The 24,524-nt window shown below is 30.5% G+C and carries 22 protein-coding genes; 17 read left to right on the plus strand and 5 right to left on the minus strand.

Features of this window, described 5'->3' with window-relative positions; all coding sequences use genetic code 11:
- Position 1: 1 nt before the first annotated feature.
- The 5 genes from B5X81_RS04705 to B5X81_RS04725 all read left to right on the plus strand — a co-directional run bounded on the left by B5X81_RS04705 (position 2) and on the right by B5X81_RS04725 (position 6,538).
- The gene (locus B5X81_RS04705) at positions 2-463 is read left to right on the plus strand and encodes a PTS sugar transporter subunit IIA (protein WP_079489782.1); all 462 of its coding nucleotides are present in this window, start codon (positions 2-4) and stop codon (positions 461-463) included.
- A gap of 155 nt (positions 464-618) precedes the next feature.
- Positions 619-930, plus strand: coding sequence for a PTS fructose transporter subunit IIB (locus B5X81_RS04710; protein ID WP_079489784.1), 312 nt, complete (start codon positions 619-621; stop codon positions 928-930).
- 17 nt (positions 931-947) lie between these two features.
- On the plus strand, positions 948-1,967 hold the full coding sequence (locus B5X81_RS04715; protein WP_079489785.1) for a PTS fructose transporter subunit IIC: 1,020 nt from the start codon (positions 948-950) through the stop codon (positions 1,965-1,967).
- A 74-nt stretch (positions 1,968-2,041) separates the two neighbouring features.
- A complete protein-coding gene (locus B5X81_RS04720) occupies positions 2,042-4,672 on the plus strand; it encodes a glycoside hydrolase family 38 N-terminal domain-containing protein (RefSeq protein WP_079489787.1) in 2,631 nt (876 codons plus the stop codon).
- 246 nt (positions 4,673-4,918) lie between these two features.
- The gene (locus tag B5X81_RS04725) at positions 4,919-6,538 is read left to right on the plus strand and encodes an MFS transporter (RefSeq protein WP_079489788.1); all 1,620 of its coding nucleotides are present in this window, start codon (positions 4,919-4,921) and stop codon (positions 6,536-6,538) included.
- A 59-nt stretch (positions 6,539-6,597) separates the two neighbouring features.
- Here B5X81_RS04725 and B5X81_RS04730 read toward each other — a convergent pair whose 3' ends face one another.
- A complete protein-coding gene (locus B5X81_RS04730; RefSeq protein ID WP_079489790.1) occupies positions 6,598-7,512 on the minus strand; it encodes a metallophosphoesterase in 915 nt (304 codons plus the stop codon).
- Between the two features lie 218 nt (positions 7,513-7,730).
- On the opposite strand from B5X81_RS04730, the gene B5X81_RS04735 reads away from it, so the two are divergent.
- On the plus strand, positions 7,731-8,540 hold the full coding sequence (locus B5X81_RS04735) for a TIGR00266 family protein (RefSeq protein WP_079489791.1): 810 nt from the start codon (positions 7,731-7,733) through the stop codon (positions 8,538-8,540).
- 215 nt (positions 8,541-8,755) lie between these two features.
- On the opposite strand, the gene B5X81_RS04740 is transcribed toward B5X81_RS04735, so the two are convergent.
- Positions 8,756-9,079, minus strand: a complete 324-nt coding sequence (locus B5X81_RS04740) for a hypothetical protein (RefSeq protein ID WP_079489793.1) — start codon at positions 9,077-9,079, stop codon at positions 8,756-8,758.
- Between the two features lie 239 nt (positions 9,080-9,318).
- Between B5X81_RS04740 and B5X81_RS04745 the strand changes: the two genes are divergently transcribed.
- From B5X81_RS04745 to B5X81_RS04765, 5 genes are all read left to right on the plus strand, one after another.
- Positions 9,319-9,939: a hypothetical protein gene (locus B5X81_RS04745; protein ID WP_079489794.1), complete on the plus strand. Its 621-nt coding sequence runs from the start codon at positions 9,319-9,321 to the stop codon at positions 9,937-9,939.
- Positions 9,940-10,119: 180 nt separating this feature from the next.
- Positions 10,120-11,367 carry an efflux RND transporter periplasmic adaptor subunit gene (locus B5X81_RS04750; protein ID WP_079489796.1) on the plus strand — a complete coding sequence of 416 codons (1,248 nt, stop codon included), beginning with the start codon at positions 10,120-10,122 and terminating at the stop codon, positions 11,365-11,367.
- 11 nt (positions 11,368-11,378) lie between these two features.
- Positions 11,379-12,566 carry an ABC transporter permease gene (locus B5X81_RS04755; protein ID WP_079489797.1) on the plus strand — a complete coding sequence of 396 codons (1,188 nt, stop codon included), beginning with the start codon at positions 11,379-11,381 and terminating at the stop codon, positions 12,564-12,566.
- A gap of 52 nt (positions 12,567-12,618) precedes the next feature.
- Complete coding sequence (locus tag B5X81_RS04760; RefSeq protein WP_139380250.1) at positions 12,619-13,170, plus strand: hypothetical protein; 552 nt, start codon at positions 12,619-12,621, stop codon at positions 13,168-13,170.
- Between the two features lie 4 nt (positions 13,171-13,174).
- Positions 13,175-13,849, plus strand: coding sequence for an ABC transporter ATP-binding protein (locus B5X81_RS04765; RefSeq protein ID WP_079489800.1), 675 nt, complete (start codon positions 13,175-13,177; stop codon positions 13,847-13,849).
- A gap of 107 nt (positions 13,850-13,956) precedes the next feature.
- Here the strand turns inward: B5X81_RS04765 and B5X81_RS04770 are convergent, their stop codons facing one another.
- Complete coding sequence (locus B5X81_RS04770; protein WP_079489802.1) at positions 13,957-15,402, minus strand: ATP-binding protein; 1,446 nt, start codon at positions 15,400-15,402, stop codon at positions 13,957-13,959.
- A 44-nt stretch (positions 15,403-15,446) separates the two neighbouring features.
- On the minus strand, positions 15,447-16,130 hold the full coding sequence (locus B5X81_RS04775; RefSeq protein WP_079489803.1) for a response regulator transcription factor: 684 nt from the start codon (positions 16,128-16,130) through the stop codon (positions 15,447-15,449).
- A 208-nt stretch (positions 16,131-16,338) separates the two neighbouring features.
- On the opposite strand from B5X81_RS04775, the gene B5X81_RS04780 reads away from it, so the two are divergent.
- The 6 genes from B5X81_RS04780 to B5X81_RS04805 all read left to right on the plus strand — a co-directional run bounded on the left by B5X81_RS04780 (position 16,339) and on the right by B5X81_RS04805 (position 22,085).
- Entirely contained in the window at positions 16,339-16,773 is a 435-nt protein-coding gene (locus B5X81_RS04780; RefSeq protein ID WP_079489805.1) for a MarR family winged helix-turn-helix transcriptional regulator, read from the plus strand.
- 84 nt (positions 16,774-16,857) lie between these two features.
- Positions 16,858-18,255: an MATE family efflux transporter gene (locus tag B5X81_RS04785; RefSeq protein WP_079489806.1), complete on the plus strand. Its 1,398-nt coding sequence runs from the start codon at positions 16,858-16,860 to the stop codon at positions 18,253-18,255.
- A gap of 45 nt (positions 18,256-18,300) precedes the next feature.
- On the plus strand, positions 18,301-18,900 hold the full coding sequence (locus tag B5X81_RS04790) for a class I SAM-dependent methyltransferase (protein WP_079489808.1): 600 nt from the start codon (positions 18,301-18,303) through the stop codon (positions 18,898-18,900).
- Positions 18,890-19,753 (plus strand): class I SAM-dependent methyltransferase, encoded by an 864-nt coding sequence (locus tag B5X81_RS04795; RefSeq protein ID WP_079489809.1) that lies wholly within the window; start codon positions 18,890-18,892, stop codon positions 19,751-19,753. The genes B5X81_RS04790 and B5X81_RS04795 overlap by 11 nt, the downstream gene beginning before the upstream one ends.
- Positions 19,754-19,762: 9 nt before the next feature.
- Positions 19,763-21,028, plus strand: a complete 1,266-nt coding sequence (locus B5X81_RS04800) for a radical SAM protein (RefSeq protein WP_079489811.1) — start codon at positions 19,763-19,765, stop codon at positions 21,026-21,028.
- A gap of 136 nt (positions 21,029-21,164) precedes the next feature.
- A complete protein-coding gene (locus tag B5X81_RS04805; protein WP_079489812.1) occupies positions 21,165-22,085 on the plus strand; it encodes a CPBP family intramembrane glutamic endopeptidase in 921 nt (306 codons plus the stop codon).
- A gap of 203 nt (positions 22,086-22,288) precedes the next feature.
- Here the strand turns inward: B5X81_RS04805 and B5X81_RS04810 are convergent, their stop codons facing one another.
- Positions 22,289-24,517, minus strand: coding sequence for a beta-propeller domain-containing protein (locus B5X81_RS04810; protein WP_079489814.1), 2,229 nt, complete (start codon positions 24,515-24,517; stop codon positions 22,289-22,291).
- Positions 24,518-24,524 lie beyond the last annotated feature (7 nt).

Genomic DNA, 24,524 nt, shown 5'->3' on the forward strand with positions numbered 1-24,524 from the left:
CATGAATATAAGGGATTTAATTAATAATAATTTGATTAATTTAAGCTTAAAGGCTGATACAAAAATAGAGGTATTGAAAGAAGTTGCTAAAATGATAGATAGAGACAATAGATTAAACTCAAAGCAGCAATATTATGATAAACTGATTGAACGAGAAGAACAATTCTCAACAGGTTTAGGGTATGGAATTGCTATGCCTCATGCAAAGACTGAAGCTGTAAAAATACCTACTATGACAATTATAAAGTTAAGCAAAACAATTGAATGGCAGTCTATAGATGATGAACCTGTAAAGCTTATAATAGGGTTAGCTGTTCCTGAAGAGCAAGGAGCTAACACTCATCTTAAAATTATATCAAAGCTATCAATGAATCTAATGGAAAAAGACTTCAGGGATAATCTTATGGGAGCTGAAAACAAGAAAGAAATATTAAAGCTAATGGATTTAGTACTTTGTAAATAGAGGAAATTGCATAACTCTAATTTGGCTGGGTTGCATAATATATATGGTATGGCTTTGAAGATTTTAAGACCACATGTAGTAGATAATTTTTAGGTAAGGTAATTATGCAATTTGCTCAAATAAATAAATTAAAAATAAAAGAGGAGTGAATTGATATGAAAATTGTAGCTGTAACAGCATGTCCAGCTGGGCTTGCTCATACCTTTATGGCTAAAAAAGCTTTAGAGAATGCTGCTAAAGAATTAGGATATACAATAAAGGTGGAAACTCAAGGTGCTATGGGGATTGAAAATGAAATAACTAAAGAAGACATAGCAAATGCTGATTTCGCTATATTGGCAATAGACTCATATATAGACAAAATGAATAGATTTGAATATATTCCAACAATAGAAGTTTCTACTAAAGCTGCATTAAAGGATTCAAAAGAATTAATTCAAAAAGCTTTAAAAAAAATAAATAAATAGTTAAGGGAGTGGGCTTCATGGAGATGAATAAAGTTAAAAGACACTTAATGACTGGGGTATCCTATATGATTCCTGCTGTAGTTGCTGGTGGTATATTATTATCCCTTGGAATAATTTTAGGTGAAGAAGGACTTGTAGCTAGTAAATTAGTAGAAGTAGGTGTATTTGCTCTTCAACTTATGGTTCCTCTAATTGCTGGATTTATATCATATTCTATGGCTGATAAGCCAGGTATTGCTGTTGGCCTTGTTGGTGGAGTTATGGCAAGAGAGCTAGGAACTGGATATATAGGTGGAATATTTGTTGGATTCTTTGCGGGATGGATTACTAACCAAATAAAGAAAGTTCCTGTACATAAAAATTTAATGGTGATAAAGCCTATTATGATAATTCCTGTACTTGGGGTTGCAGCAACAGCAATATTTATGTATTTAATATCTATACCTTTAGCTCCTGCAATGACTGGGCTGGAAAATTGGCTAGTTTCTTTAAAGGGTGCAAATCTTGCAATATTGGGATTGATAATTGGCTTTATGATGGCATTTGATATGGGTGGGCCAGTGAATAAAATTGCTCTTACATTTTGTTATGCAACCTTGGCAGAAGGAATATACCACCCTATGGCTGCTGCTTGGATAGGCATCATGACACCACCTATTGGATTGGCATTGGCAACATTGATAAAACCCAAATTATTCACTAAATCTGAAAAAGCAAATGCTATTCCAGCAGCTATTATGGGATCTCTTGGAATATCAGAGGGTGCAATACCATATGCTGTTACAACTCCATTAAAGGTAATTCCAGCTATAATGTTAGGTTCAGGTATTGGAGCAGCTCTTGCATTATTACTTGGTGCTGAAGCTACTATACCCTGTGCAATTGGAATATGGGGATTACCATTCTTAACACATCCTTTTAGATGGCTAATAGGATTTGTAGCGGGAGTAGTTATAACTGCACTAATAGTAGTAGTATTAAGAAAAGAATCAGATATTAAAAATAATGACGATAGCACTGAATTTTCAATTATATAAATAAATTAAAATATAAAGAAACAAAAAAATCCATCCCCAAGAGAGGGGATGGATTAATAAATGGAGGGTTTTTAATGAAATTTCATATAGTATCACATACCCATTGGGACAGGGAATGGCATAAAACCTTTGAAGAATATCGGGTAAAGCTAATTAGGGTAATGGATGATTTATTAGATTTGCTTGAAAACAATTTTGACTATAAATCCTTTATGTTTGATGGACAAACAATAGTTCTAGAAGACTATTTAGAAATTAGACCAGAAAATAAAGAAAGATTAGCAAAACTAATAAAAGAAAAAAGAATAATTGTTGGACCTTGGTATATTCAGCCTGATGAATTTATACCTAGTGGTGAGGCATTAATTAGAAATCTATTGATAGGTATAGAAATAGGTGAAAAATTTGGTCCAGTTATGGAGATTGGTTATTTACCAGATTCCTTTGGACAGTCTGCTTACATACCTCAAATCTTAAATGGTTTCCAAATAAAAGACTCTATTATATGGAGGGGTATAGCTGATGAAGATATAAAAAATAAAGAATTTTGGTGGAAGGGACTAGATGGAAGCAAAATTTTAAATCATTATCTGCCTCTAGGATATGAAAATGCAAAGTGGCTTTCGTTGAATGAGAAAAAAAATGAAGAAGTGATACAAACGAATATTGAAGCACAAAAGCCTTTAGCAAGTACAGATCATATACTAATGCTGTGTGGATACGATCAAAGAGAAGCAAACCCTGATCTTCCCAAAATTATTCAAAAGTTAAACGAAAAATATAAGGGTATTGGTCATGAATTTGTATTTACAACCTTGGAGGAATATGTAAAAGAAGTAAAAAAATCAGATAAAGAATTAGATGAAATAAGTGGAGAATTTAGAAAGGGTAAGCATATGCGTGTCCATGCTAGCATAGGGTCTACACGCTTAGATATTAAAAAACAAAACTTTGAAGCACAAGCCCTTTATGAGAAGTATGTAGAACCAATGGCGGCATTGTCATTATTAAAGGGTATTAAATATGATAATTCAATGATAAATCAAGGGTGGAAATATATAATTCAAAATCAGGCCCATGATTCAATAGGTAATGTTTGTACTGATAAAACCCATGATGAAATGGAAATGCGGTATAGTAAAGCTAAGCAAATAGGGAAAACCTTGTTATCCAATAAATTACAAGAATTTTCATCAAAGATTAAGTATGATGAAAGTAAGGGAAGACCTATAATAGTGTTCAATAGTCTATTAAATCCAAGAAAAAGTATAATGCAGATAGAAGTATTTTTAGATAATAAGGAATTTATTTTGCTAGATAGATTTGGAAAAGAGATAGAATATCAGATTATAGATATTAAAGAAGTGGATCTAAATGATTTTTCTATTGAGAGTCACTTTATAGGCAAAAACGCCAGTAAAAAAGGTTATATGATAAAGTTTGTTTTTATAGCTAATGTCCATGGATATGGATATACAACCTATTATATTAAAAACAAGAAATGTATAGATAATAATAATTTAATTTTAAAAGATAATATTTTTGAAAATGAACATCTCTTAGTTGAAATTAATTATGATGGAAGTCTTAGTATCAAGGACAAACATTCAAATAAAGTCTACCTTAACCAAAATATTATTGAAGAAAGTGGAAATGCAGGAGATGAATATGATTATTCGCCACCTAGGGATGACAGATTAATCTGGTCAAAGGATAAAAAAGCCAATGTAGAAGTTATTTATAATGGTCCAATTATGGCTAGGGTAAAGATAACCCATACATTAGATTTTCCATGGGATACTTACACAAAATATCGTTCAAATGAAACTTTAAGATCTACAGTTTCCAGTTATGTTACTATGTACAAAGGCATAAAAAGAATTGAAATAAAAACAGTTATCGATAATAAAGTTAGTAACCACAGAGTTCGTGCTCTATTTGATTCAAATATGAAGTTAAGCTCCCACAATTCAGACCAACAATTTGGAATATTAAATCGTCTAAACTATTTAAAAGAGGTGGAATACTGGGAAAAGGAAAAGTGGCAAGAGAAGTATTATCCGATTTATAATCAGCAAAAGTATGTAAATGTATTTGATGGGAAAAATGGAATACAGATTATGAATAGAGGGCTGCCACAGTATGAAATCCTTGGAAGCAACACTCCTAAAATTGCTTTGACATTAATTTGTACCACAGACTATATGGGTAAACAAGACTTAGTAAACAGACCAGGTAGAAGATCAGGATTACATGTTAAGACGCCAAAGAGTAATATGCTGGGAAGCTTTGAAACAGAATATGCAATATCAACAATTAATAATGAAAAGGAAATGAATTCTTTAGCTGAAGATTATGTATATCCACTTTATAGCTATATGCCGACTAGTATTAGTGAAGAAAATAAACTATCTTCAGATGAATATTATCCTATTGTAGTTGAAAATGAGGATATAGGCACGAGTGCAATTAAAAATTCTGAAAAGGATGAGGCTCTCATTGTGAGGCTTTTTAATACTAAGAATAAAATGATTGAAAGTATTGACATAAAGTATGATTCAAAAATATTTAAAGATGTAAAGTTTGTGAACCTTAAGGAAGAAGAGATAAAAATAAATAAAGACTATGAGATTAAAAATTCTATAATAAATATAAGGAGTATGAACAGAAACGAGATTATTAATCTCAAATTTTCGTTTAGTTAAAGCTAAGGGTTATAAAATGCACAAGGCAGAAATTAAATAAAGAATATAATGGAAATAGCATAATGAGAATATTGAGTATGAGGGTAATTAAAGTAAATAAATATATTAAAAGGTTCAGCAGATAAATCAAAAGATAGGGTTAACCCTATCTTTTACCTATTTATTTATATAAAAAAATAAAATTAATAATTGATATAGTCTATAGGCCACTATTTATAATGAAATTAAATGATAGGAGGTTTTAATATGACTATATCAGATAAATTTTTAAAAGGATTTACCAATAAAAGAGAACTTTCAAATATTATATTGTTTTCACTGGGAAAGTTTGTTTCTTTATTTGGCACATTTATATATTCCTTTGCAATAGGCTTGTATGTACTTAAACTTACTGGATCAGGTTTATCATTTGCAACTACCCTTGCTTTCAGTACTTTGCCAATGGTAATAATAAACCCTATTGGTGGAGTATTAGCAGATAGATTAAATAGAAAAGTATTGGTAGTACTTATGGATTTGTTTAATGGAATTTTACTAATAGGACTTTATTTTTTGAGTTTGTCATATGGTCTTAGTCTTATGATGATTTATATTAGTACATTTATTATGACCAGTTTTATGACTATACTTGACATAAGCTTTGAAGCAGCAAAGCCCAATATAGTTTCGGATAATAATCTAATGAATGTAAATTCAATAAGTAAAATTATTGACTCCTTATCAACTATTTTAGGTCCTATGATAGGAGGAGTCTTATTTGCAATTGTTGATATAAAACTGTTTATAATTGTCAATGGTATTTCTTTTTTATTTTCAGGAATATCAGAGATGTTTATAGATTTCAAATTTAATTATAAAAAGGAACTATGTGGAGAAAAAAAGGATATCAATTTTATAGGAGATATGAAACAAGGGCTTGAATACATGATGGATAAACGTGAAATAGTTGATTTGTTCACCATCTTAATAATTCTTAACTTTTCTATTGGCTTATCTATAACTGTTCCTCTTCCAGTAATTATAAATAATATATTAAAGTTAGGACCAAAGTATCTTGGTATAATTCAAGGTTTACTTCCTATAGGATTAATAATAGGTGCAATTTTTGTTAAAAAAGTTAATAAAGGATTATCCTATAACAAAATTTTGATTTTAATGAGTTTCGTACTTGCAATATGCATTATATTTATAGGCTTACCTATTTTACCATTTAACTTTATTAGTAATAAGACTGTTTTATTGATATACTATAGCTTAATAATGTGGATAATAGGAATAGCCATATCACTTGTTGATATACCCCTTTTATCTATTATACAAAAAAATATAGATGATGAATACAGGGGAAGGGTTTTAGGGCTAATATTAAGTATAGCTAAGATAATATCTCCAGTAGTATTTATAATCTCTGGATTTTTAATAGGACTTGTACCTATATATTTATTACAACTAATTGCAAGCTTAGTTTTATTTATATCAAATATAGTACATTTAAAAAGTAATAATATACATTTTGAATTTAAAAGAAGCCTTGTAAGTACAGTTAAGATAAGTTTAATTTTCTTCTCCCTAGAATTGATTATGTTTATAATCACTAGACCTAAGAATATTGAGATGTTTTTTTTCATATTTATATTTGCTTTTCTTTTATTGCTATTAGAGAATATACTCAATCAAAAACCTAACAATTCATCATATCATAATGTTCAAATATATGAAATTATAACTGTAGATATATTTAGACAAGAAGATGCTCATTCAAAATGGAGGAGGATTTATGGAGGATTATTTGATGAAATAAATCCGGGATATTCAATTTGTATATTAATAAATTTTTTGGGATATGTATTGGCTATTTTAAAATAAATTTTTAGCTCCTTAGGATAAGGGCATCGTAAGGAGCTATTCTATACTTATTTCAGCAATTAATTTACAAAACATGTATTATTTTCAAAATAATCTTCTAATTTTAGTGGGCCTGCTATTACATCTCTTCCAACATATAATAGGCCATTGTTTTTGGCTTTTATGCTCCATTTAATAAGTGATATTTGACCATTTTTAATTTCTATTCCCGTTATACATCTAGGATGAACACAACTGCCTACATTAAAATATAAGGCTTCATTGGGAGCAGGTATTGTAGGACGGTGGGTATGGCCTGTAATAATCATTTGGTTATTAGCTTTTACCCATTCTAGTATTCTTTTTTCAGTGGCCCTTTTTTTCTTGAAATTTTTAGCAGCACTGGTAGGGTCCTTAAAGCCTGAATATAGTTCCAAAGGCTTCCATACATATCTAACTAAAAATTTACTCAAAAACCATAGATAATCATTGAGTATGTCTCCTTGATGGCCGTGAACAACGAAGATTTTATATTTTTTTTCTTTATGAACCAAGATTATGCCTTCATGGGTTTCAATATTTTTAAATAAGGGCTGATTTTTTTGTTGTCGATCATCATAATAATAATATAAATTATTTTTAAGATATTTTTCATCTTTTTTCATCATATCATGATTTCCCCAGATCATATATAATCTATTCTTTAAAAAAAATTTTCGCATTATCCAAAAAATATGACTATGTGATTCTCTTATTCTTGAAAATTTTCTATTTTCCCAAAGTTCGTCTCCATCTCCAACTTCAATATAAGTAAAACCTTGATTGTAGTAATAATTTAAAGAAGTAAACAGTAAATTTTCATTGTGAGCAAAGCTATCAGCCCAGCTATTATCACCTCTATGACAATCACTCATTAAGATTATTTTAGATGAGTCATCAATGAGTATTTTTTTTGACGAATTAAAAACTTTAGTTAAACGTTTAAAGGTAGACATATTTTTTACCTCACTACACAATAATATTAAATAAAGAGGATAAGTGTTATTTCAATACAATTTATGATAATAATATAAACTTTGTTACTATTAAATACTTAATGGCCTTTAGAATTCAAAATAATTTTAAAATTTCTTTAATAAAATTTCTGGATTTGTAATTTTTAGATTAAAATTTGATATAATTTAATAAATATAGATGTCAGGAGGAAATATATATGAGAAATGCTCATGAAATTGATTTTAAACTATATGGAGATGATATGCAGTTTGTTGAAATTGAATTGGATCCACAGGAAAGTGTAATAGCCGAAGCAGGAGCAATGATGTACATAGAACAGAATATACAGATGGAAACTATTTTTGGAGACGGATCAGGTAAAAATACCCAAGGGGGCTTTATGGGGAAATTACTAGGTGCAGGTAAAAGACTTATTACGGGTGAGAGCCTATTTATGACAGTGTTTACAAATATGGGTAGTGGAAAAAAGCATGCTTCTTTTGCTGCACCATATCCTGGTAAGATTATTCCAATGGATTTAAGTGTGTTTGGTGGTAAAATAATTTGTCAAAAGGATGCTTTTCTTTGTGCTGCAAAGGGTGTTTCTATAGGTATAGAATTTCAAAGGAAAATAGGGACGGGTTTCTTTGGGGGAGAAGGATTTATTATGCAAAAGCTAGAGGGAGACGGATTGGCTTTTATGCATGCTGGTGGAACTATCTTAGAAAAAGAATTACAATCAGGTGAAACTCTTAGAGTTGACACAGGATGTCTAGTGGCCTTTACTAAAAATATTGACTATGATATTGAATTCGTTGGTGGAATAAAAAGCGCATTCTTTGGAGGAGAAGGACTATTCTTTGCTACTGTAAAAGGCCCTGGTAAGGTTTGGCTGCAATCCCTTCCTTTTAGTAGATTAGCAGATAGAATATACTCTGCCGCACCTCAAACTGGAGGAGGAAGAAAGGGAGAAGGAGGCGTGCTGGATGTTTTAGGAGGACTTGGGAATCTTATAGATGGAGACTAGAGTTAATTTTTCAAGCTAGACTCTGAGGTTTCCTTTTAGCTCCCTTTATAAACCTATTTTGTCCTTTTTATAATAATAAAGTCTATTTGCTCTTATTAAATACAATAAAAATAGGTTTATAGGAGGAGCGGAAAAGGATCCTCAGTGACTACCCGGTCAAGTTGTGTTTTATAAATGGACATCTATATTTTAAGCTTCATGTCCTTAATTTAAGTTTACTGATTTTTTTCATCAGATAATTCATCAAATTGCTTAATAAGATCCTTTTTTATTTTATTTAATTCGTCTAACCTTTCTCTCATCATTGTTCTAACTTCTTCTTTCATTTTTTCTTTTTCTTCAGCATATTCCTGAATAATATTATTAATCTCTTCATCATTGGCTCCTCTAGCCTTTAATCTAGTTTGTATTCTTTCAACTTTTTGGTTGTTCCTTTCTTCAATATAATCCAAATTATTTTCCATTTGCTTAGTAACTACTTCTTTTTTTCTGTTCATTTCTTCTATTCTGTATTTTAATATGTCCTTAATATTCTTCATACTTTAGCCTCCTTTTATCAAAAATTTTATGGATAAAAGATAATGTTGTATTTATAAATATATTCAAACGATACTTCTATTCATTATACAATATGCAATATGAATATATATTGTGAAATGAAATTTAATACCTTGCTAATATATTCATAAATTATTTTGATTTTTATCACTCTTTCATCAAAAACGTTTCTTATAATTATTATTGTGACAGCAAAATATTAAATTAAGGAGTGGTGAAATTGAATAGTAAGACAAAAAAAATAATTAATGGTATGTTAGTGGGGACAATGGTATTTTCTATGGTAGGGCTAGCTTTTGCAGATAATCAATTGGATGCTGTGGATAGCACAAAATTCACCAAGAACAAACTAGGCATACAACAAAGACAAGATAGATTTAAATCTATACTAGATCAAATAATAGAGAAAGGGATACTTACTGAGGAACAGGCAGATCATATATCTCAAAAATTAGCAGAAAATAAAAGTCAAATACAAAAATTAACATTTGAAGAAATGAAGGTAAAATTAGAAGAAAAGGTATCAAACGGAGAGATTACTCAAGAAAAGGCCAATGAGATTTTAAAAAGGATGGAGAGCAAAGGTGATAAAGCTGGGAGAAAGAAAGCAGACGATACAGAAACTAGAGAGAGTCTGACGCTAGAAAAAATAAAGACAAAATTAGAGGATAAGGTTGCTAATGGAGAGATTACCCAAGAAAAAGCTGACCAGATACTAAAGAGAGTAGAAGATAGAAAAGTGAATATAGATTTGCGATTAAACGCAATATTTTCCCCATTCGTAGAAGATGAAACTATTACACAAGAACAGCTAAATAAAATAATAGAGTTATTTAAATAAAAATAATGAGGTTAGGCAATTGTTTGTCTAACCTCATTATAATAAAGAATATTATTTATTAAATCTTAAAGTTATTTATCTTTAATAAAAATTTTCAAAATATCACAGAAATATCACAATTGGACAATATAATAAAATTAGTTTCAAAAAAGAATGATGAAATAAAGGAGGAAATAAAGCTTGGTAAAAAAATTTGCATCTAATAAGTTGATTAAAACAGTATTAGTACTTGTGTTAATTGCATGTGCAGGCTTTGTTGGATTTAAGTATGTAAATAAGCCGGCTGAATCATTAAGCAAAGACACATTGCAAAAGGAAGAAAAAGTAAAAAAAGATGATATTACTATAGGATTTGAAGGTGATGGTGAAGCCGAAATACCTGTGGTTAATTTGGATTTTGATATAAGCGGGAAGCTCAAAGAACTTTATGTTAGTGAGGGAGAGGCAATAACTGAAGGTCAGCTTTTAGCTAAATTAAATGATATAGAATATTCAAAAAAGTTAAAAACAGCAGAAATCAATTATACAAAAGCCCTTGCTAATTTAGAGCAAAAAAAAGAAAATAGAAAGCTAAGTCTTATAAGTGAAAAGCAAAAACTAGAAGAGTTAAAATCAAATCTCGATCAAGTGGAGTCAGAATATTTGCTAATGCTAGAAATACAGGATGTATATTCTAAACAAGAATTAGATGTAAAAAAATCATCCTATGAAAATGCTAAGTTAGCTTATCAAACTCAACTTGAAAGATATAATATTTTATCCAGCTCAACCACTGATATAGAATTGGAGAAGGCTAATGTTGAGTCTTCCAAGTTATCACTTGATATGGCTAAAGATGACTATAATAGTACTATTTTAAAATCACCAATGGAAGGAAGGATATTAAATATAGCCTATAAGCCGGGAGAAACGGTATCCAGTGGAGATAATTCTGATAAGGTCACAGCTGATACTTCTCATTTTATGGTGGTTTCAGATGCAGATAAGGTAGAGGTTGTTGTGCCGGTTTCAGAAATAGACTTATCTAAGGTAGAAATAGGTCAGAGAGTAGAATTAGAATTTGAAGCCTTTGAGGGACAAAAATTCACGGGAAATGTCATTAAAATTGATTCATTACCTATGATAGATAATAATGGAATAGTTACATTTAATGTAAGGGCCCAGTTAGATGGCGGAGTAGATAAAATAAAATCAGGGATGACCTGCTCCGTAGAATTTATTATTAAACAAAGAAAAGATGTGCTTGTTATCCCTAATAAAGCCGTAAGCATGGTAGAAGGTAAGCAAATAGTAAAGGTGAAGGATGAAAGTGGAAATATAGAAACTAAGAATATTAAAACGGGCCTTACCGATGGGAAATTTGTAGAGGTTATAGAGGGTATTAATGTAGGAGAAACAATAATAATTGAAGAGAAAAAAGCAGAGTAGGTGGTGCTTTTATGAGTTTTGGAGAAATTTTAAGATCTATATTTATAAACATTAGAGAGAATAAAACTAAGGTGTTTCTTACTACATTAGGTATAATTGTTGGATCTCTTACTATTGTACTGGTAATGGCAATAGGAAGTGGAAGTCAAGAGAGTGTTAAAGAGCAATTTAAACGATTAAATGTAGGCACCCTATACATAATGCCTTCCTTTGGACGACAAAGAATAAATTTAAGACTGGAGTCAGAGGATATGGAGGAAATTTTGAAGGAGGCTTCCTCTATTTCTAAGGCTAGTATGATGATTAATGGTAATGCTAGTATAAGCTATCATAATACATCTACATCATCTTCAATAGCAGGAGTCATGGAGGATATTAAGGAGATAAATAATCTTGAATTAGAATATGGAGAATTTATAAATGAAGACTATAGGGAAGAAAGGGTTGTTGTTATTGGATCGGAACTGGCAAAATTACTCTTTGAAGAAGAAGGAATTACAAATGTCGTTGGAGAAAAAATTGTTGTTAATGGAAAAAGATTTGAAATAATTGGAGTTTTAAAGTATCAAGGGAGTGCGGAAAGAGGATTTAATCCTGATGAAGGACTTTTCATGCCCTATGAAATGGCAAAGAGATATATAACAGGGAGAAACCCAAGACCTATGATTGTTACCTTGGCTAAGGATATAGATCATGTAGATTCAGCTATTGAAGAGATTACCATGGTGCTTCAAAAAAGATATGGAGAAAAAAGTGAACAGTTTATGATTAGAGATGCTGGCAGCAGCCTCGAATCAGCAAAAAATTCTGCAAGGACTATGACCCTTATGCTTTTATCAGTGGCTACAGTTGTACTAATTGTTGGTGGAATTGGAATAATGAACGTTCTATTTGTATCAGTTAAGGAAAGGACAAGGGAAATTGGTATCTTAAAAGCTATAGGAGCTAGAAGAAAGGATATACTTAGAATATTTCTCTTTGAAGCCATTATCATAAGTGCTATAGGAGGATTGTTAGGAATAGTATTTAGTATGGCTGCAATGCCTATTTTACACTATTTCAATGTAAGGGCTATTAATACTTTGTTTGGATATTTATTGGCCTTTGGATTTTCTGTACTGATAGGGACATTTTTTGGATATTATCCTGCAGCAAAGGCAGCTTCACTAAGGCCTATTGACGCATTAAATTATGAATAAATCAATATGAATGGAGATGATGTAAATGTATAAATCCACCTTAAAAATCTTTGTGTGGTTAATAATATGTGGAGCTTTGTTTTTTACTGGATGTGTAAATGCCAATGAAAAAGCTGATTCATCACAAGAAACAAATAAAAGTGGAAATTCTGTAGAAAAAAATAGTACAGTAGAAAGCAAAGACAATAAAAAAAGCGAAGCTGCAAAGCAAAAGGGACAAAGAGATCAAAATAGACCGGATATGTTTGGAAAGGTAAAAAGCATTATTGGTAATGAAGTAATTTTAGAGCTTGCTGAAATTCCCCAAAGACAAAAGGATGAAGGAAATGGTAAAGGAGAAGATAAAAGCCCTATAGCTGTGAATAATGTAGGAATTGACAGTAGACCAGATCAAAGACCCCAGGGTGGGGCTGGTGGACGTCAGTTGAAATTCACAGGAGAAACAGCTACCATAATGATACCAGTAGGCGTGCCTATAACTATAAGAAGCAGTGGAGAAATTAAAAATCTAGAGATAGCAGATATTTATGAAGGATCAATGTTGCAGATATGGATTGATGAAGAGGAAAACATTAATAAAGTAATGATGATGCAAGGAAGGTAATTTTATGAATAGTAATGTTATTTATATGAAGGATATAGTAAAATCCTATAAAATGGGTAAAAATACACTTACCGTTTTAAAAGGAATATCTATAAAAATAGAAAAGGGCGAATTTGTGGCAGTATTAGGCCCCTCAGGGTCTGGAAAATCTACCCTTATGAATATAATAGGTTGTATTGATGTAGCTGATTCAGGTGAATATATTTTGTCGGGGCAAAATATTAAAGCTAAAAATGAAGATGAACTGGCATATATTAGAAATAAAGAAATAGGATTTATTTTTCAGAAATTTAATCTGCTTTCTAAGTATACTGCGGAGCACAATGTTGCATTTCCTCTGTTGTTAAGGGGAGTGGAAAAAAAAGCTGCCCAAGAAAAAGCTAGAAAGGTTTTAGAAGATGTTGGGCTTGGAGATAGAATTGATCATAAACCCTTAGAATTATCAGGTGGACAGCAGCAAAGAGTATCAGTAGCTAGGGCCTTAGTAGGAAATCCTAATATTTTATTGGCCGATGAGCCAACGGGAGCCCTGGATACTAAGACTGGAAATGAAATACTTGATATGTTTGTAGAGCTAAATAATAAGGGAAACACAATAGTAATGATAACCCATGATTTGGAAGTGGCTAAGCGTGCTGGTAGAATTATAAATGTAATAGATGGAGAGATAGTTGATTAGCAAAGGCGTCTTTGACGCTTTTCTAGCTTCAAGTTTCATGTTCCAAGTTGCAAGTTTTTAGGGTATTCCTCATAAGCATAAAAACCAATTGAAATTAAGAAATCACCTTACCTGCTTTTGGGAACTTCAAACCACACCTTTGTTCCCTTATTTGTTTCACTTTCTATGCCATATGAATAATTATGGGCCTTTAGAATATTTTTGACTATGGCCATTCCAAGTCCGCTGCCGCTGCTTTCCCTTTTTCTAGACTTATCTACCTTGTAAAATCTATCCCATATATATGGTAAATCTTCCTTTGGAATACCAATACCATTGTCTATAATTTCAACTCTTATAAGATTGTTTATATGAATAATTCTAATGGTGACCTGGCCGTTGTCAAAGGAGTGGTTTATAGCATTATTTACTATGTTATAAATTACCTGATGTATTTTTTGCTTATCACCGTATATGGAGATTTTATCTTCATTAATTTTAAAATTGAATTCTATATTTTTTTTAGAGGCAAAAAAAGAAAGTTTATCTATAACATTATTTATCACTTCTTCTAATGAGAATTTTTCTAAATCTAATTTATAATAACCTGATTCCATTTTAGATAAATAAAGAATGTCTTCGACCATGCTGTTTAATCGTTTTGATTCATCTATAATAATTTGAAGATACTCAGTATTTTCATTAATTTCATTTATATTGTCTTTTACTAATTCAGAATAGGCTCTGATTAAGCTAATGGGGGTTTTTAATTCATGGGAAGTGTTGGCAATAAATTCACGCCTAAATCCTTCGATTTGACCAAGTTGCTTGGCCATATTATTAATAGTATCTCCTAAAGTGCCAATTTCATCTTTTAGATTTAATTGTACATTAGCACTAAAATCACCCTTAGCTATTTTTCTGGCAGTTTCTGTGATTTTAAGAATAGGTTTAGTAAAGTATTTAGCAAATAGTAATGCCAAAATACTACCGATGAGTAAGGATATAAAAGTAATAATAGATAATTGTTTTTTTAAAATAGATATAGTTTCTTCAATTGGAGCTAATGGTGAAGTTATAATTATATTACCAACAATTTCTTTATCTTTAATTATTGGAACACCAACAATAATAGATTTTCTATTTGGTCTAGAGGATTCTTTTTGAATGGTAAAGGTTTTACCCTTCAATAAATTTGACAATATTTCTGGGTCATTATATGAATCCAATATACTCTTCTTAAAACGTTCTGGTGATATTTTATAATCCCTGAAAAATTGTCTTGGAACATTATAAAATATTAATTTGCCCTTGGGATCAGTTATAATTATTCTAGCATTATAAGAAGATTCCCAGGATTCGATTTCGTCTATAATTTGTTGGGAGATATTATTATAATTATCTGTTTCTGTAAAGAAAGAGGATATTTTATTTCCTTCTTTTAACAATATGTTTTTTCTTTCATTAACATAGAATTCATTTAAAAAACCCACTTGAAATAACCAAGTTAATAAAAGAATTATCAATACCAGTGATGTAATACCAAGCCATGATTTACTTAAAAGACTTTTCATTTTTATCTCCTATCATAATAAATTGTTTATAAAAAATAGCTTCATCAATGATTTAAATGGAATTTATATCCCGTTCCCCAAACTGTTTTTATATATTTTTTATATATACCCAGCTTTTCCCTAAGTTGCTTTACATGGGTATCAACAGTTCTAAGGTCACCTACAAAATCATAGCCCCATACCTGATTTAACAATTGTTCCCTTGAGTATACTATTTCTGGTTTCTTAGCAAGAAAATTTAAGAGTTCGAATTCCTTTGGTGTTAAAGACATTTCTATATTTTCTAAAAATACTTCCTTAGACATAGGTTTGATTTTTAAAGCTCCAATTTCAATAATATCAGCATTAGTTTTATTATTACCATTACTCCGTTTTAATACGGCTTTTATTCTTGCTATCATTTCCTTTGGGCTAAAGGGTTTGGTTATATAGTCATCAACCCCTAATTCAAATCCGAAAAGTTTATCGTATTCTTCTCCTCTTGCAGTGAGCATTATAATTGGAACAGAAGAATTTTCTCGGATTTTTCTACATACAGTCCATCCATCGATTTTTGGCATCATCACATCTAATAATATCAAAGAAAAATCTATAGAATCAATTTTATTTAAGGCTTCTTTACCATCAGAGGCTTCTTCTACTCCATATCCTTCCTTTTCAATATAAATTCTAATAACTTTACGCATTTTTTCTTCATCATCCACCACAAGAATTTTTGAATTTTTCATATTTTTTCACCTCAAAAAAATGTTCTTATGATTATAATAGCATAGATAAAGATAAAATATATTAGATAAATCTAAAAATTCATTCTTTCAACAAATTAATATCACAAAAACATCACAAAATTTTAAGAAATTGGTAATAGATTTTTATAGTAAAATGATATACTATAGATATAATACTTGGAAATTCGAAATAATATAGGAGGCGAAAATGATTAATGAAGATGATATTAGACTGATAGAAGATGTTGCAATAAAAATTAGTAAAAAACTAGATAAAGTAGAGAAAAATAAGGAGTTATTTGAGGAATTAAGTGATTTAACAAAAAAGGAGAAACAAACAATATTTATAATATCGAATAAAGGAAATAAAACCATGGGAGAGATTGCAGAGAAATTAGGTGTAACAGTAAGCACACCGACTACAACGGTTAACAGGCTTATTAAGAAAGGTTATGTTTGCCGCCATACTGGTAAGAAAGATAGAAGAAAAGTATTGGTAAGCCTTACAGAAAAAGGGGCTAGATTTTATAATGCACTGCTTAATATGAGGATAAATAATTTACAAATAATATTTGAGAATTTATCGGATATAGAGTTGGATATGTTTAGGCAGCTGATGAGAAAACTGGATAAAACCCTATAAAAAACTCCAAATTCAGTACTATTTTCTAAAAAATACTTAGAAAATCCAAATATTTTTAAATCCAATGAAAGGATGAATATTCCTATGAAACAAAATAAGCATGAATATATTGTAAAGGGGCCTATACTAAGCTCTTTGTTAAAATTAGCTCTCCCTTTAATGATAGGGCAATTAATACAGACCTTTTACAATTTAGTTGACACTCTTTGGGTGGGAAAACTTGGAGCAGAAGCAGTGGCTGCTGTTTCAATTAGTTTTCCTATTGTGTTTTTGATGATATCTTTAGCAGCAGGTTTAACTATTGCAGGAACGGCTCTTATTGCTCAAAATAAAGGGGCTGGAAATAATGAAAAGGTAGATAGAATTTTAGGACAGCTTTTTAGCTTCATTGGAGTATTGTCTATTATTCTAGCCTTTATTGGTTTTATTTTTAGTGAACAATTTATTACATGGATGGGAGCTGATTCTCAGATAATAGAAGATGCTTCTGGATATTTAAGGATAATATTTGCTGGTATCCCCTTTATGTTTATTTTCTTTATTTTTTCTGCCTCCTTAAGGGGAATAGGAGATACATTTACTCCTATGATAATGACATTATTTTCTGCTCTTTTGAATGTTATTCTGGATCCACTTTTAATATTTGGAATAGGAATATTTCCTAAGATGGGGGTTCAAGGTGCAGCTTTGGCTACTATTATATCTAGGGCATTGGCAGCAATATATGGACTTTCTCTTTTAATATCTGGAAAGAAGAACTTACATTTAAAAATTAAATATCTTAAACCAGATTTTTCAATAATAAAAAAAATAGTTCAAATAGGAATTCCATCATCTGTTCAGCAGTCTATGCTGGCAATAGCTCAAATATTGATGACATCCTTTGTTACCGCCTTTGGAACTACTACCTTGGCTGCATATGGAATAGGAAATAGAATAGTTAGTGTTGCTTCTATGATAGCAATGGGTATATCGACTGCTACAACAACTATGGTAGGACAAAATATTGGTGCTGGAGAAAGGAAAAGGGCTAAAGAAATAGCCAAGGCTAGCATGGGTTTAACTTTTGTATTATTAACATTTTTAGGTGCTATTATATTCATTATTCCAAAACAAATAGTTGGAATTTTTAATAAAGAAGCTGAGGTTTTAATGTATGGAGCTTCTTATATGAGGATTACAGCACTTTTTATAGGCGCTATGGGGGTTAGAATGGTCAATAATGGAACCTTAAGAGGTGCAGGCAAAACAATGGCTACTATGATAATTTCTATTATGGCATTTTGTGTTTTAAGAATTCCTTTAGCATATATATTTGCAAATCTAATGAAACTAAATCAGACTGGCATATGGTGGGGAATAGCTGCTTCCGATGGAATTAGTGCAATTATCAGTATAGCATGGCTTAAGATGAGTAATTGGAGCGAAAATGTGATCATTGATAAAGGCGAAAATAATAAAAATGATATAGATATTGCATAAGAATAATGGAATTTTATAATTGAAAATTTAAATAGAGGTGTATAGATGAAAAAATCTGAAAAGAAGACCTTTGATAAGGTTCATATGCATTATGATAACTTTATGAAAATATTTAATTTATATAGAGGAAAGGAAATATCTGATATACTAAATCTAAAAGGTGATGAAAAAATTCTTGACATAGGTGGAGGAACGGGATATTTAGCAAAGTATTTAAATACCAAATGTAAAGAAATTTATGTATTAGATGAAAGTGAAGATATGTTATCCCATGTGAAGGAAAAAGAAAATATTCATAAGGTTGTATGTGATGCACTAGATTTAAAAATAAATGATGAAAGCATGGACATTGTTATATTATCCGATGTTTTCCATCACATCAAGGATCAAAATAAACTCATGGATGAAAGCTTTAGAGTTTTGAAATATGGAGGTAGAGTTTTAATCCATGATTTTGATATTAGCCATAAAAGAACTAAAATATTAAGATGTTTTGAAAGAGTATTATTTGGAAAATTATACTTTAAAACTATAGATGAAGTTATAAATATATTAGAAAGTAGATTTTACTTAACTACAAAGAAGGAAAGAGGTTATTATTTCATCTTGGTTGGTGAGAAAAAAGGTGGATTAAATGATAAATAGATTTAAGCTTTATTTAAAACTTGGAAAGAGCTTTCTGAAGAATAAAGTTGTTACAGGTGAAGAATATGGAGAGGAATATAATAATATAGCTCAGACCTATAATTACTGGTGTGAAATTATGGGTAAGCATGTTGATAAGATTATTAAAAGTGAGTATATAATACAAAAAGAAAGTCCTATAATCATAGATTTAGCATGTGGAACAGGATATATAACTAGAAAAATCTTATCAAATGATTTTAAAGGATATATTGAGGGTGTTGACATATCGAGAAAAATGATAGAGAAGTGCTGGGATATTGAAGGAGATAATGTTAAATTTATTTGTAAAGATGCAATAAAATATTTGTATGAAAGAAAGGAAAAGGCCCATGCTATATATTGCGGATGGGCTCTGCCGTATTTAGACCATAGAGAATTTTTAAAGTCAGCTGATAAAGTACTTTATAATGATGGCATTATAGGAGTTATAGCCAACTGCAAGGGAACACTTGAGGGGATAGAGAAAATATATTTAGAAGTCATGGAGGAGAATATTGATGAAGTAATTAAACCTATGGATGCAAGGCTAAGATTGCCTAGGGGGACAGGAGAATTAGAAAGATGGTTTAGAAAGTACAATTTTTATCCCCTAGAAATTGGAGAAGGAGAGGAAATTGTAAGGTATGATACTCCAGAGGAGCTATATGACTGGCTTTGCAAGACAGGAGTTTTAGCGGGAACAAATAAGATTTTTAAGGATATGGATAAAATCCATGGAGCCGTTGTAGAAAAATTGAGACAGAAAAAGTATAATAGAGGTAAATATATTGTGAATCATAAATTTGTTTATGGAATTTTTAAGAAGGGGTAATAGACTAATATGAATAAGAGAATGATTTTAAGAATGGCTGTAGATAAAAATGTATTTAGCTTTTTATTACAAGCACATAAGATTTTTAGCAAAGATAGTAATTATAGTATTTTTAAAGGAATAAAAGCAATAAGATATATTTTAAAGGGTGAAAAGATAGTAAAATTTCAAGACAAATATATCCTAAGTACATTTATGCCTCCATTCCCTTCAAGAGCTTTTATGACCCATATTACTGCAGTTAGAGAAGAAAAAAATATATTTACCCAGCAAATCTATTCGAAACGCTCAGCTCCCATATCTATGCATGTATCCTTAACAGATAGATGCTTATATAACTGTTTCCATTGCAGTGCCAAGGGTAGAGAAGTTAAAAAAGAGCTAACTACAGAGGAATGGAAAAAAGTATTTAAAGAGCTTCAAGAAATGAAAACATCCGTTATAGGCTTAACTGGTGGGGAACCACTGCTGAGGGATGATATTGAAAAGCTTATTGAAGGCATAGATGATCGGAGTTCTGTTGTTCTTTTTACAAGTGGGCAAAATTTCACAAGGGAAAAGGCTATTAGTTTTAAAAACAAAGGATTATTTGGCGTAGGAATTAGTCTGGATTCATGTATAAAGGAAGAGCATAATAAGATACGTAGAAATGAAGATGCCTTTGATAATGCTGTAACTGCTATTAAAATAGCAGCTAAGGAAGGACTATATACAATTGTACAAACCGTTGTCCTTAAAAATGATATTAATGAGGAGAAGCTATTTAAACTGTTTTCATTTGCTAAGGAATTGGGGGCCCATGAAGTTAAAATACTGGAGCCAATTATTAGTGGAAATTTACTTCTAAAGGAAGATATTAACGAGATATTATATGATACAGAATCTAGAAAAAAATTAATTGAAATTCAACACAGGGCCAATAAAACGGGAAGGTACCCTAAAATAACAACCTTTGCATATACAGAAAGTAAAGAAAAATATGGTTGTGGAGCCGGTACTCAACATTCATATATAAGTACGGCAGGAGATTTATATCCCTGCGATTTTGTTCCAATGAATTTTGGAAATGTGAAAAATGAAAGTGTCTCAAAGCTTTGGAGTGAAATGAATGAAACTATAGGTAATCCCAAGATAGGCTGCTTTGCAATGAGGGTGAATAAAACTATACAGAATAATTCTAAGGGAATACTTCCCCTTTGTACAGAGAAATCAAAAGAATTATGTGCAAAGAATAAATCAAAGGAATTTCCAGACTTTTATAGGGAGTTACAATAAAATATTGAGAAAATCATATTTTTAGTCCTTAATGAATATTTAATCATTAAGGTTTTTATTTTTTTCATTAAATATAAGAATAAAAATGTTTAAAGAGTAATAAATAAATAGTGTACCAGAAAGGAAGTGATGAATAATGGGAAAAGAAAATTCAATATTATATAAGGGAAATAAAATTTTTACCTTAGCTAAAAAAGGCAGATATTTACCTAATGTATTTTTGGCTATTTTAATTGTTATAGTAGTTCTATTTGGAATGGATTTAATTTTGTTTTTAACGCCAATTGGTAGTATTGGGAGTAATATATCATCCCAAGGATTAAAAGGAGAAGCCCTTTCATATGCTATAAATGGTTTGGCTCTTCGCTTTGGTATGTATATTTTAACTTTTTTTGCATGGGTAAGGCTTATTGAAAGAAGACCTATATACACAATGGGTTTTTGTAGTGGTGGAATTTTTAAAAAATATTTGAGGGGTTTTATTATTGGAACATTAATGATGAGCTTGTGTATCGTAGTCTTTGGAGTTTTAGGTGTAGCTACAGTAGATACTTCAAATGCCTCTATAAAAGGATTTAATGCACTGGGGAGTGTGTTCATTGTACTTCTTGGATGGCTTGTACAGGGAGCTTCAGAAGAAATAATGATAAGGGGATGGCTTCTTCCAGTGGTGGGAGCAAGACATAATGTGGCTCTGGGCATCTTTATATCATCAACATTATTTGCAGCTATGCATCTGCTGAATGCCAATATAAATATTCTACCAATAATAAATTTAACATTATTTGGCTTATTTGCAGCCTTATATGTAATATGGGAAGGTGGTCTTTGGGGTGTGTGTGCGCTGCACAGTGCATGGAACTGGGCTCAGGGCAATGTTTTTGGCATAGAGGTAAGTGGAAATGTACCTGTAGGGGGAATATTAGTTGATGTAGATACTGCTGTAGATTCAGATTTAATTACTGGGGGACTATTTGGAGTAGAAGGAGGAATAGTTTGCAGTGTAGTATTAGCTTTGGGAATCATTACTCTAATATTTTTAATTAAGAAGAAATGAGTGCTTGAAAAGCTAAAGAACTGTGGAGTCCAAAGGATAAAAATACTTTAGACTCCACTATTTTTTACTATTTGAGAAACTTGTATAATTAACATTATTAATTTTAAATGCAATATGTAGATAACTTGCCTGACTCTCTATACTACATTTTGTATTTTAAAGTTCTTCACATGTATTATTCAGGTTCCTGATTTAATTTTTAGTTATTGGTCTTTAAGACTTAGTTCCTTGATATTTTCTAAAGTGTCAAAATTAGATATTTTTATTTTGTTATTAGATATCGTATATAAATTATTGTCTATAAAGAGAACTCTTTTTACATAGCTATTATAGTCATTTTCTTTGTCTAAATGAGATATGTCTCCTCTAAGCTTTAAGTTATAGTTTTCATCTATTTTAAATACAAATGCACCTTGAGTTTCAAAGTTATGCTTATATGTGCCCTTGTCATAGCTTGAAGCGTAAATCGGAAAAGCAAGTATATTTCTTTTCTTTGAGAACAACAAAGATTTATGGCCATGCAAAATGTCTGTATGGGAGCCCTTTTCACCAATGATTATTTTATCTAATTCAATAGGATTATTATAATCTGTAACATCAAACATAGATATCTTTACACCACCACTTAAAACCCTACCATCTTTATCAATAGTATCCATCCCTATGCCTATAATATGATTTTCATCATAGGGATGGAGATAGCTGCTGTAACCAGGAATTTTTAAATAGCCAAGGACTTCTGGTTTTTTAGGATTTGTAAGGTCAATTACATAAAAGGGATCTATTTGTCTGAATGTAACAACATATACCTTATCACCCATGAATCTGACAGAATATATTTTCTCACCAGGTGCCAAGTCCTTTGTTTTACCTATTAATTTAAGATTTTCATCCAGCACATAAACATTATTTATGGATTCATTATCCCTCCATGAGTCGCCCTTGGTAGTTGCAATCCTAAAGTTTCCTTTATATTCATCCATTGAGAACTGGTTTAATATCCTTCCTGGTACTTCTCCATTATTAGAGTAAATAGTTTTTCCATTCTCTAGATTGAACTTAAAAATGCTTGAGGTAGTTTCATTATAAAAGTTTTCATCAATATTATATATATTGTACTTATATTTATCTTGACTTATGTACATACTTTCTGTGGAAACATACATATTGTTGCCACTTCCAAGATAAGCATTAACGTCAACTTTAGATGAATCAAGATTATTTAAATCAAGGCCTAAAGTAATAAGATAGTTATTATAGACGCTTTCAGGGAAATATCTAATATCTTCATAATTAATGAAGGACTTTTTCTTATCAACTGAATCCTTATAATAAGGTCTTATTTCTTGGTTTCCATAATAAACACCTTTATTAGCCACTAAGTAAAAATTATTGTCAATGAGTCTTGATGAGAGATAATTACCATCTAATTCAATATCTCTTAATAATGATGTATTACTTTTATCACTTATATCATATACAAGAACCTTTAAGGAATTTGAAAAATCAGGTGCAATTTTTAATTTATTATTTTCTTCTTGTTTATCTAGTTTTACTCCATGAAAGTATCCTATAGTTATAAGCTTGTTATCCTTTATATAAAACTCTAAAGGATCATAATCTTTTGAGTGTATTGTATTTACAATACGAAAATCATCTTTTGCTCCTTTAACAATATATATGTTATTTTTATTTAGAGTATATATATAGGACCCATCTGTTTTTACAATATCAGCTTCGTCTACTCCCTGTACTTGAATATTTGTTTCAGAATGGTCGGCAGACTGTTTATTTACCTCATTCTTAGCCTTTGATTGGAGATTTCTATTTAAAGAACTACCTCTACCTTCTATAATTGTTTCTACAGTATCATAGTCTTTTCCGTAGGAATTCATTTGGTTTGAATAATCTATAAGCTTATCTAGTTTTTCTTTAGTTTCTACAGAAGGAAGTTTGGTAGAGGTTTTAAATATATCAGGTGATTTAAAAGTTAGTAATTCTGTTGAAGATTCATATTTAAAATTATTGAAAACATTGTTTAGAAAGTCTGCAGTAACATAAACCTTATCTTTACGAATAATTGGTCTGATTTTATGTTTTATAAGTCTACCATTAAATACGAAATAGTCATCATTTAAAGTAAGTTTAACGAAATCTTTTTCCTTATAAATCAACACAGCTCTTTCTTTATCAATCCATTTAACTGAAAATCCCAGCTTTTCGAATAATTCTCTAATATGAATATAGGGATTACTTCCAATAGTTGTATTTGTTATTGAGAATTCTTTATAAATATCTTTTTTATCAATATTTTCTTGATTTATGTTTTTCTCCGAAAGATTTTTGTCAATATCATTTTGTGAAAAGCCTAAGCTATATGCAATAAGAAATAAAATAAATATAAAAATAATTAAGAATACCTTTCTTTTCATGAAATCC

It is taken from the genome of Maledivibacter halophilus (genome assembly GCF_900167445.1).
In the GTDB taxonomy this organism is placed as follows: domain Bacteria; phylum Bacillota; class Clostridia; order Peptostreptococcales; family Caminicellaceae; genus Maledivibacter; species Maledivibacter halophilus.

What these genes read in the sequence shown, in the direction of transcription:
- B5X81_RS04705 (WP_079489782.1), top strand. Translation starts at nt 2, where the DNA reads ATGAATATAAGGGATTTAATTAATAATAATTTGATTAATTTAAGCTTA.
- B5X81_RS04710 (WP_079489784.1), top strand. Translation starts at nt 619, where the DNA reads ATGAAAATTGTAGCTGTAACAGCATGTCCAGCTGGGCTTGCTCATACC.
- B5X81_RS04715 (WP_079489785.1), top strand. Translation starts at nt 948, where the DNA reads ATGGAGATGAATAAAGTTAAAAGACACTTAATGACTGGGGTATCCTAT.
- B5X81_RS04720 (WP_079489787.1), top strand. Translation starts at nt 2,042, where the DNA reads ATGAAATTTCATATAGTATCACATACCCATTGGGACAGGGAATGGCAT.
- B5X81_RS04725 (WP_079489788.1), top strand. Translation starts at nt 4,919, where the DNA reads ATGACTATATCAGATAAATTTTTAAAAGGATTTACCAATAAAAGAGAA.
- B5X81_RS04730 (WP_079489790.1), bottom strand. Translation starts at nt 7,512, where the DNA reads ATGTCTACCTTTAAACGTTTAACTAAAGTTTTTAATTCGTCAAAAAAA.
- B5X81_RS04735 (WP_079489791.1), top strand. Translation starts at nt 7,731, where the DNA reads ATGAGAAATGCTCATGAAATTGATTTTAAACTATATGGAGATGATATG.
- B5X81_RS04740 (WP_079489793.1), bottom strand. Translation starts at nt 9,079, where the DNA reads ATGAAGAATATTAAGGACATATTAAAATACAGAATAGAAGAAATGAAC.
- B5X81_RS04755 (WP_079489797.1), top strand. Translation starts at nt 11,379, where the DNA reads ATGAGTTTTGGAGAAATTTTAAGATCTATATTTATAAACATTAGAGAG.
- B5X81_RS04765 (WP_079489800.1), top strand. Translation starts at nt 13,175, where the DNA reads ATGAATAGTAATGTTATTTATATGAAGGATATAGTAAAATCCTATAAA.
- B5X81_RS04770 (WP_079489802.1), bottom strand. Translation starts at nt 15,402, where the DNA reads ATGAAAAGTCTTTTAAGTAAATCATGGCTTGGTATTACATCACTGGTA.
- B5X81_RS04775 (WP_079489803.1), bottom strand. Translation starts at nt 16,130, where the DNA reads ATGAAAAATTCAAAAATTCTTGTGGTGGATGATGAAGAAAAAATGCGT.
- B5X81_RS04780 (WP_079489805.1), top strand. Translation starts at nt 16,339, where the DNA reads ATGATTAATGAAGATGATATTAGACTGATAGAAGATGTTGCAATAAAA.
- B5X81_RS04785 (WP_079489806.1), top strand. Translation starts at nt 16,858, where the DNA reads ATGAAACAAAATAAGCATGAATATATTGTAAAGGGGCCTATACTAAGC.
- B5X81_RS04790 (WP_079489808.1), top strand. Translation starts at nt 18,301, where the DNA reads ATGAAAAAATCTGAAAAGAAGACCTTTGATAAGGTTCATATGCATTAT.
- B5X81_RS04795 (WP_079489809.1), top strand. Translation starts at nt 18,890, where the DNA reads ATGATAAATAGATTTAAGCTTTATTTAAAACTTGGAAAGAGCTTTCTG.
- B5X81_RS04800 (WP_079489811.1), top strand. Translation starts at nt 19,763, where the DNA reads ATGAATAAGAGAATGATTTTAAGAATGGCTGTAGATAAAAATGTATTT.
- B5X81_RS04805 (WP_079489812.1), top strand. Translation starts at nt 21,165, where the DNA reads ATGGGAAAAGAAAATTCAATATTATATAAGGGAAATAAAATTTTTACC.
- B5X81_RS04810 (WP_079489814.1), bottom strand. Translation starts at nt 24,517, where the DNA reads ATGAAAAGAAAGGTATTCTTAATTATTTTTATATTTATTTTATTTCTT.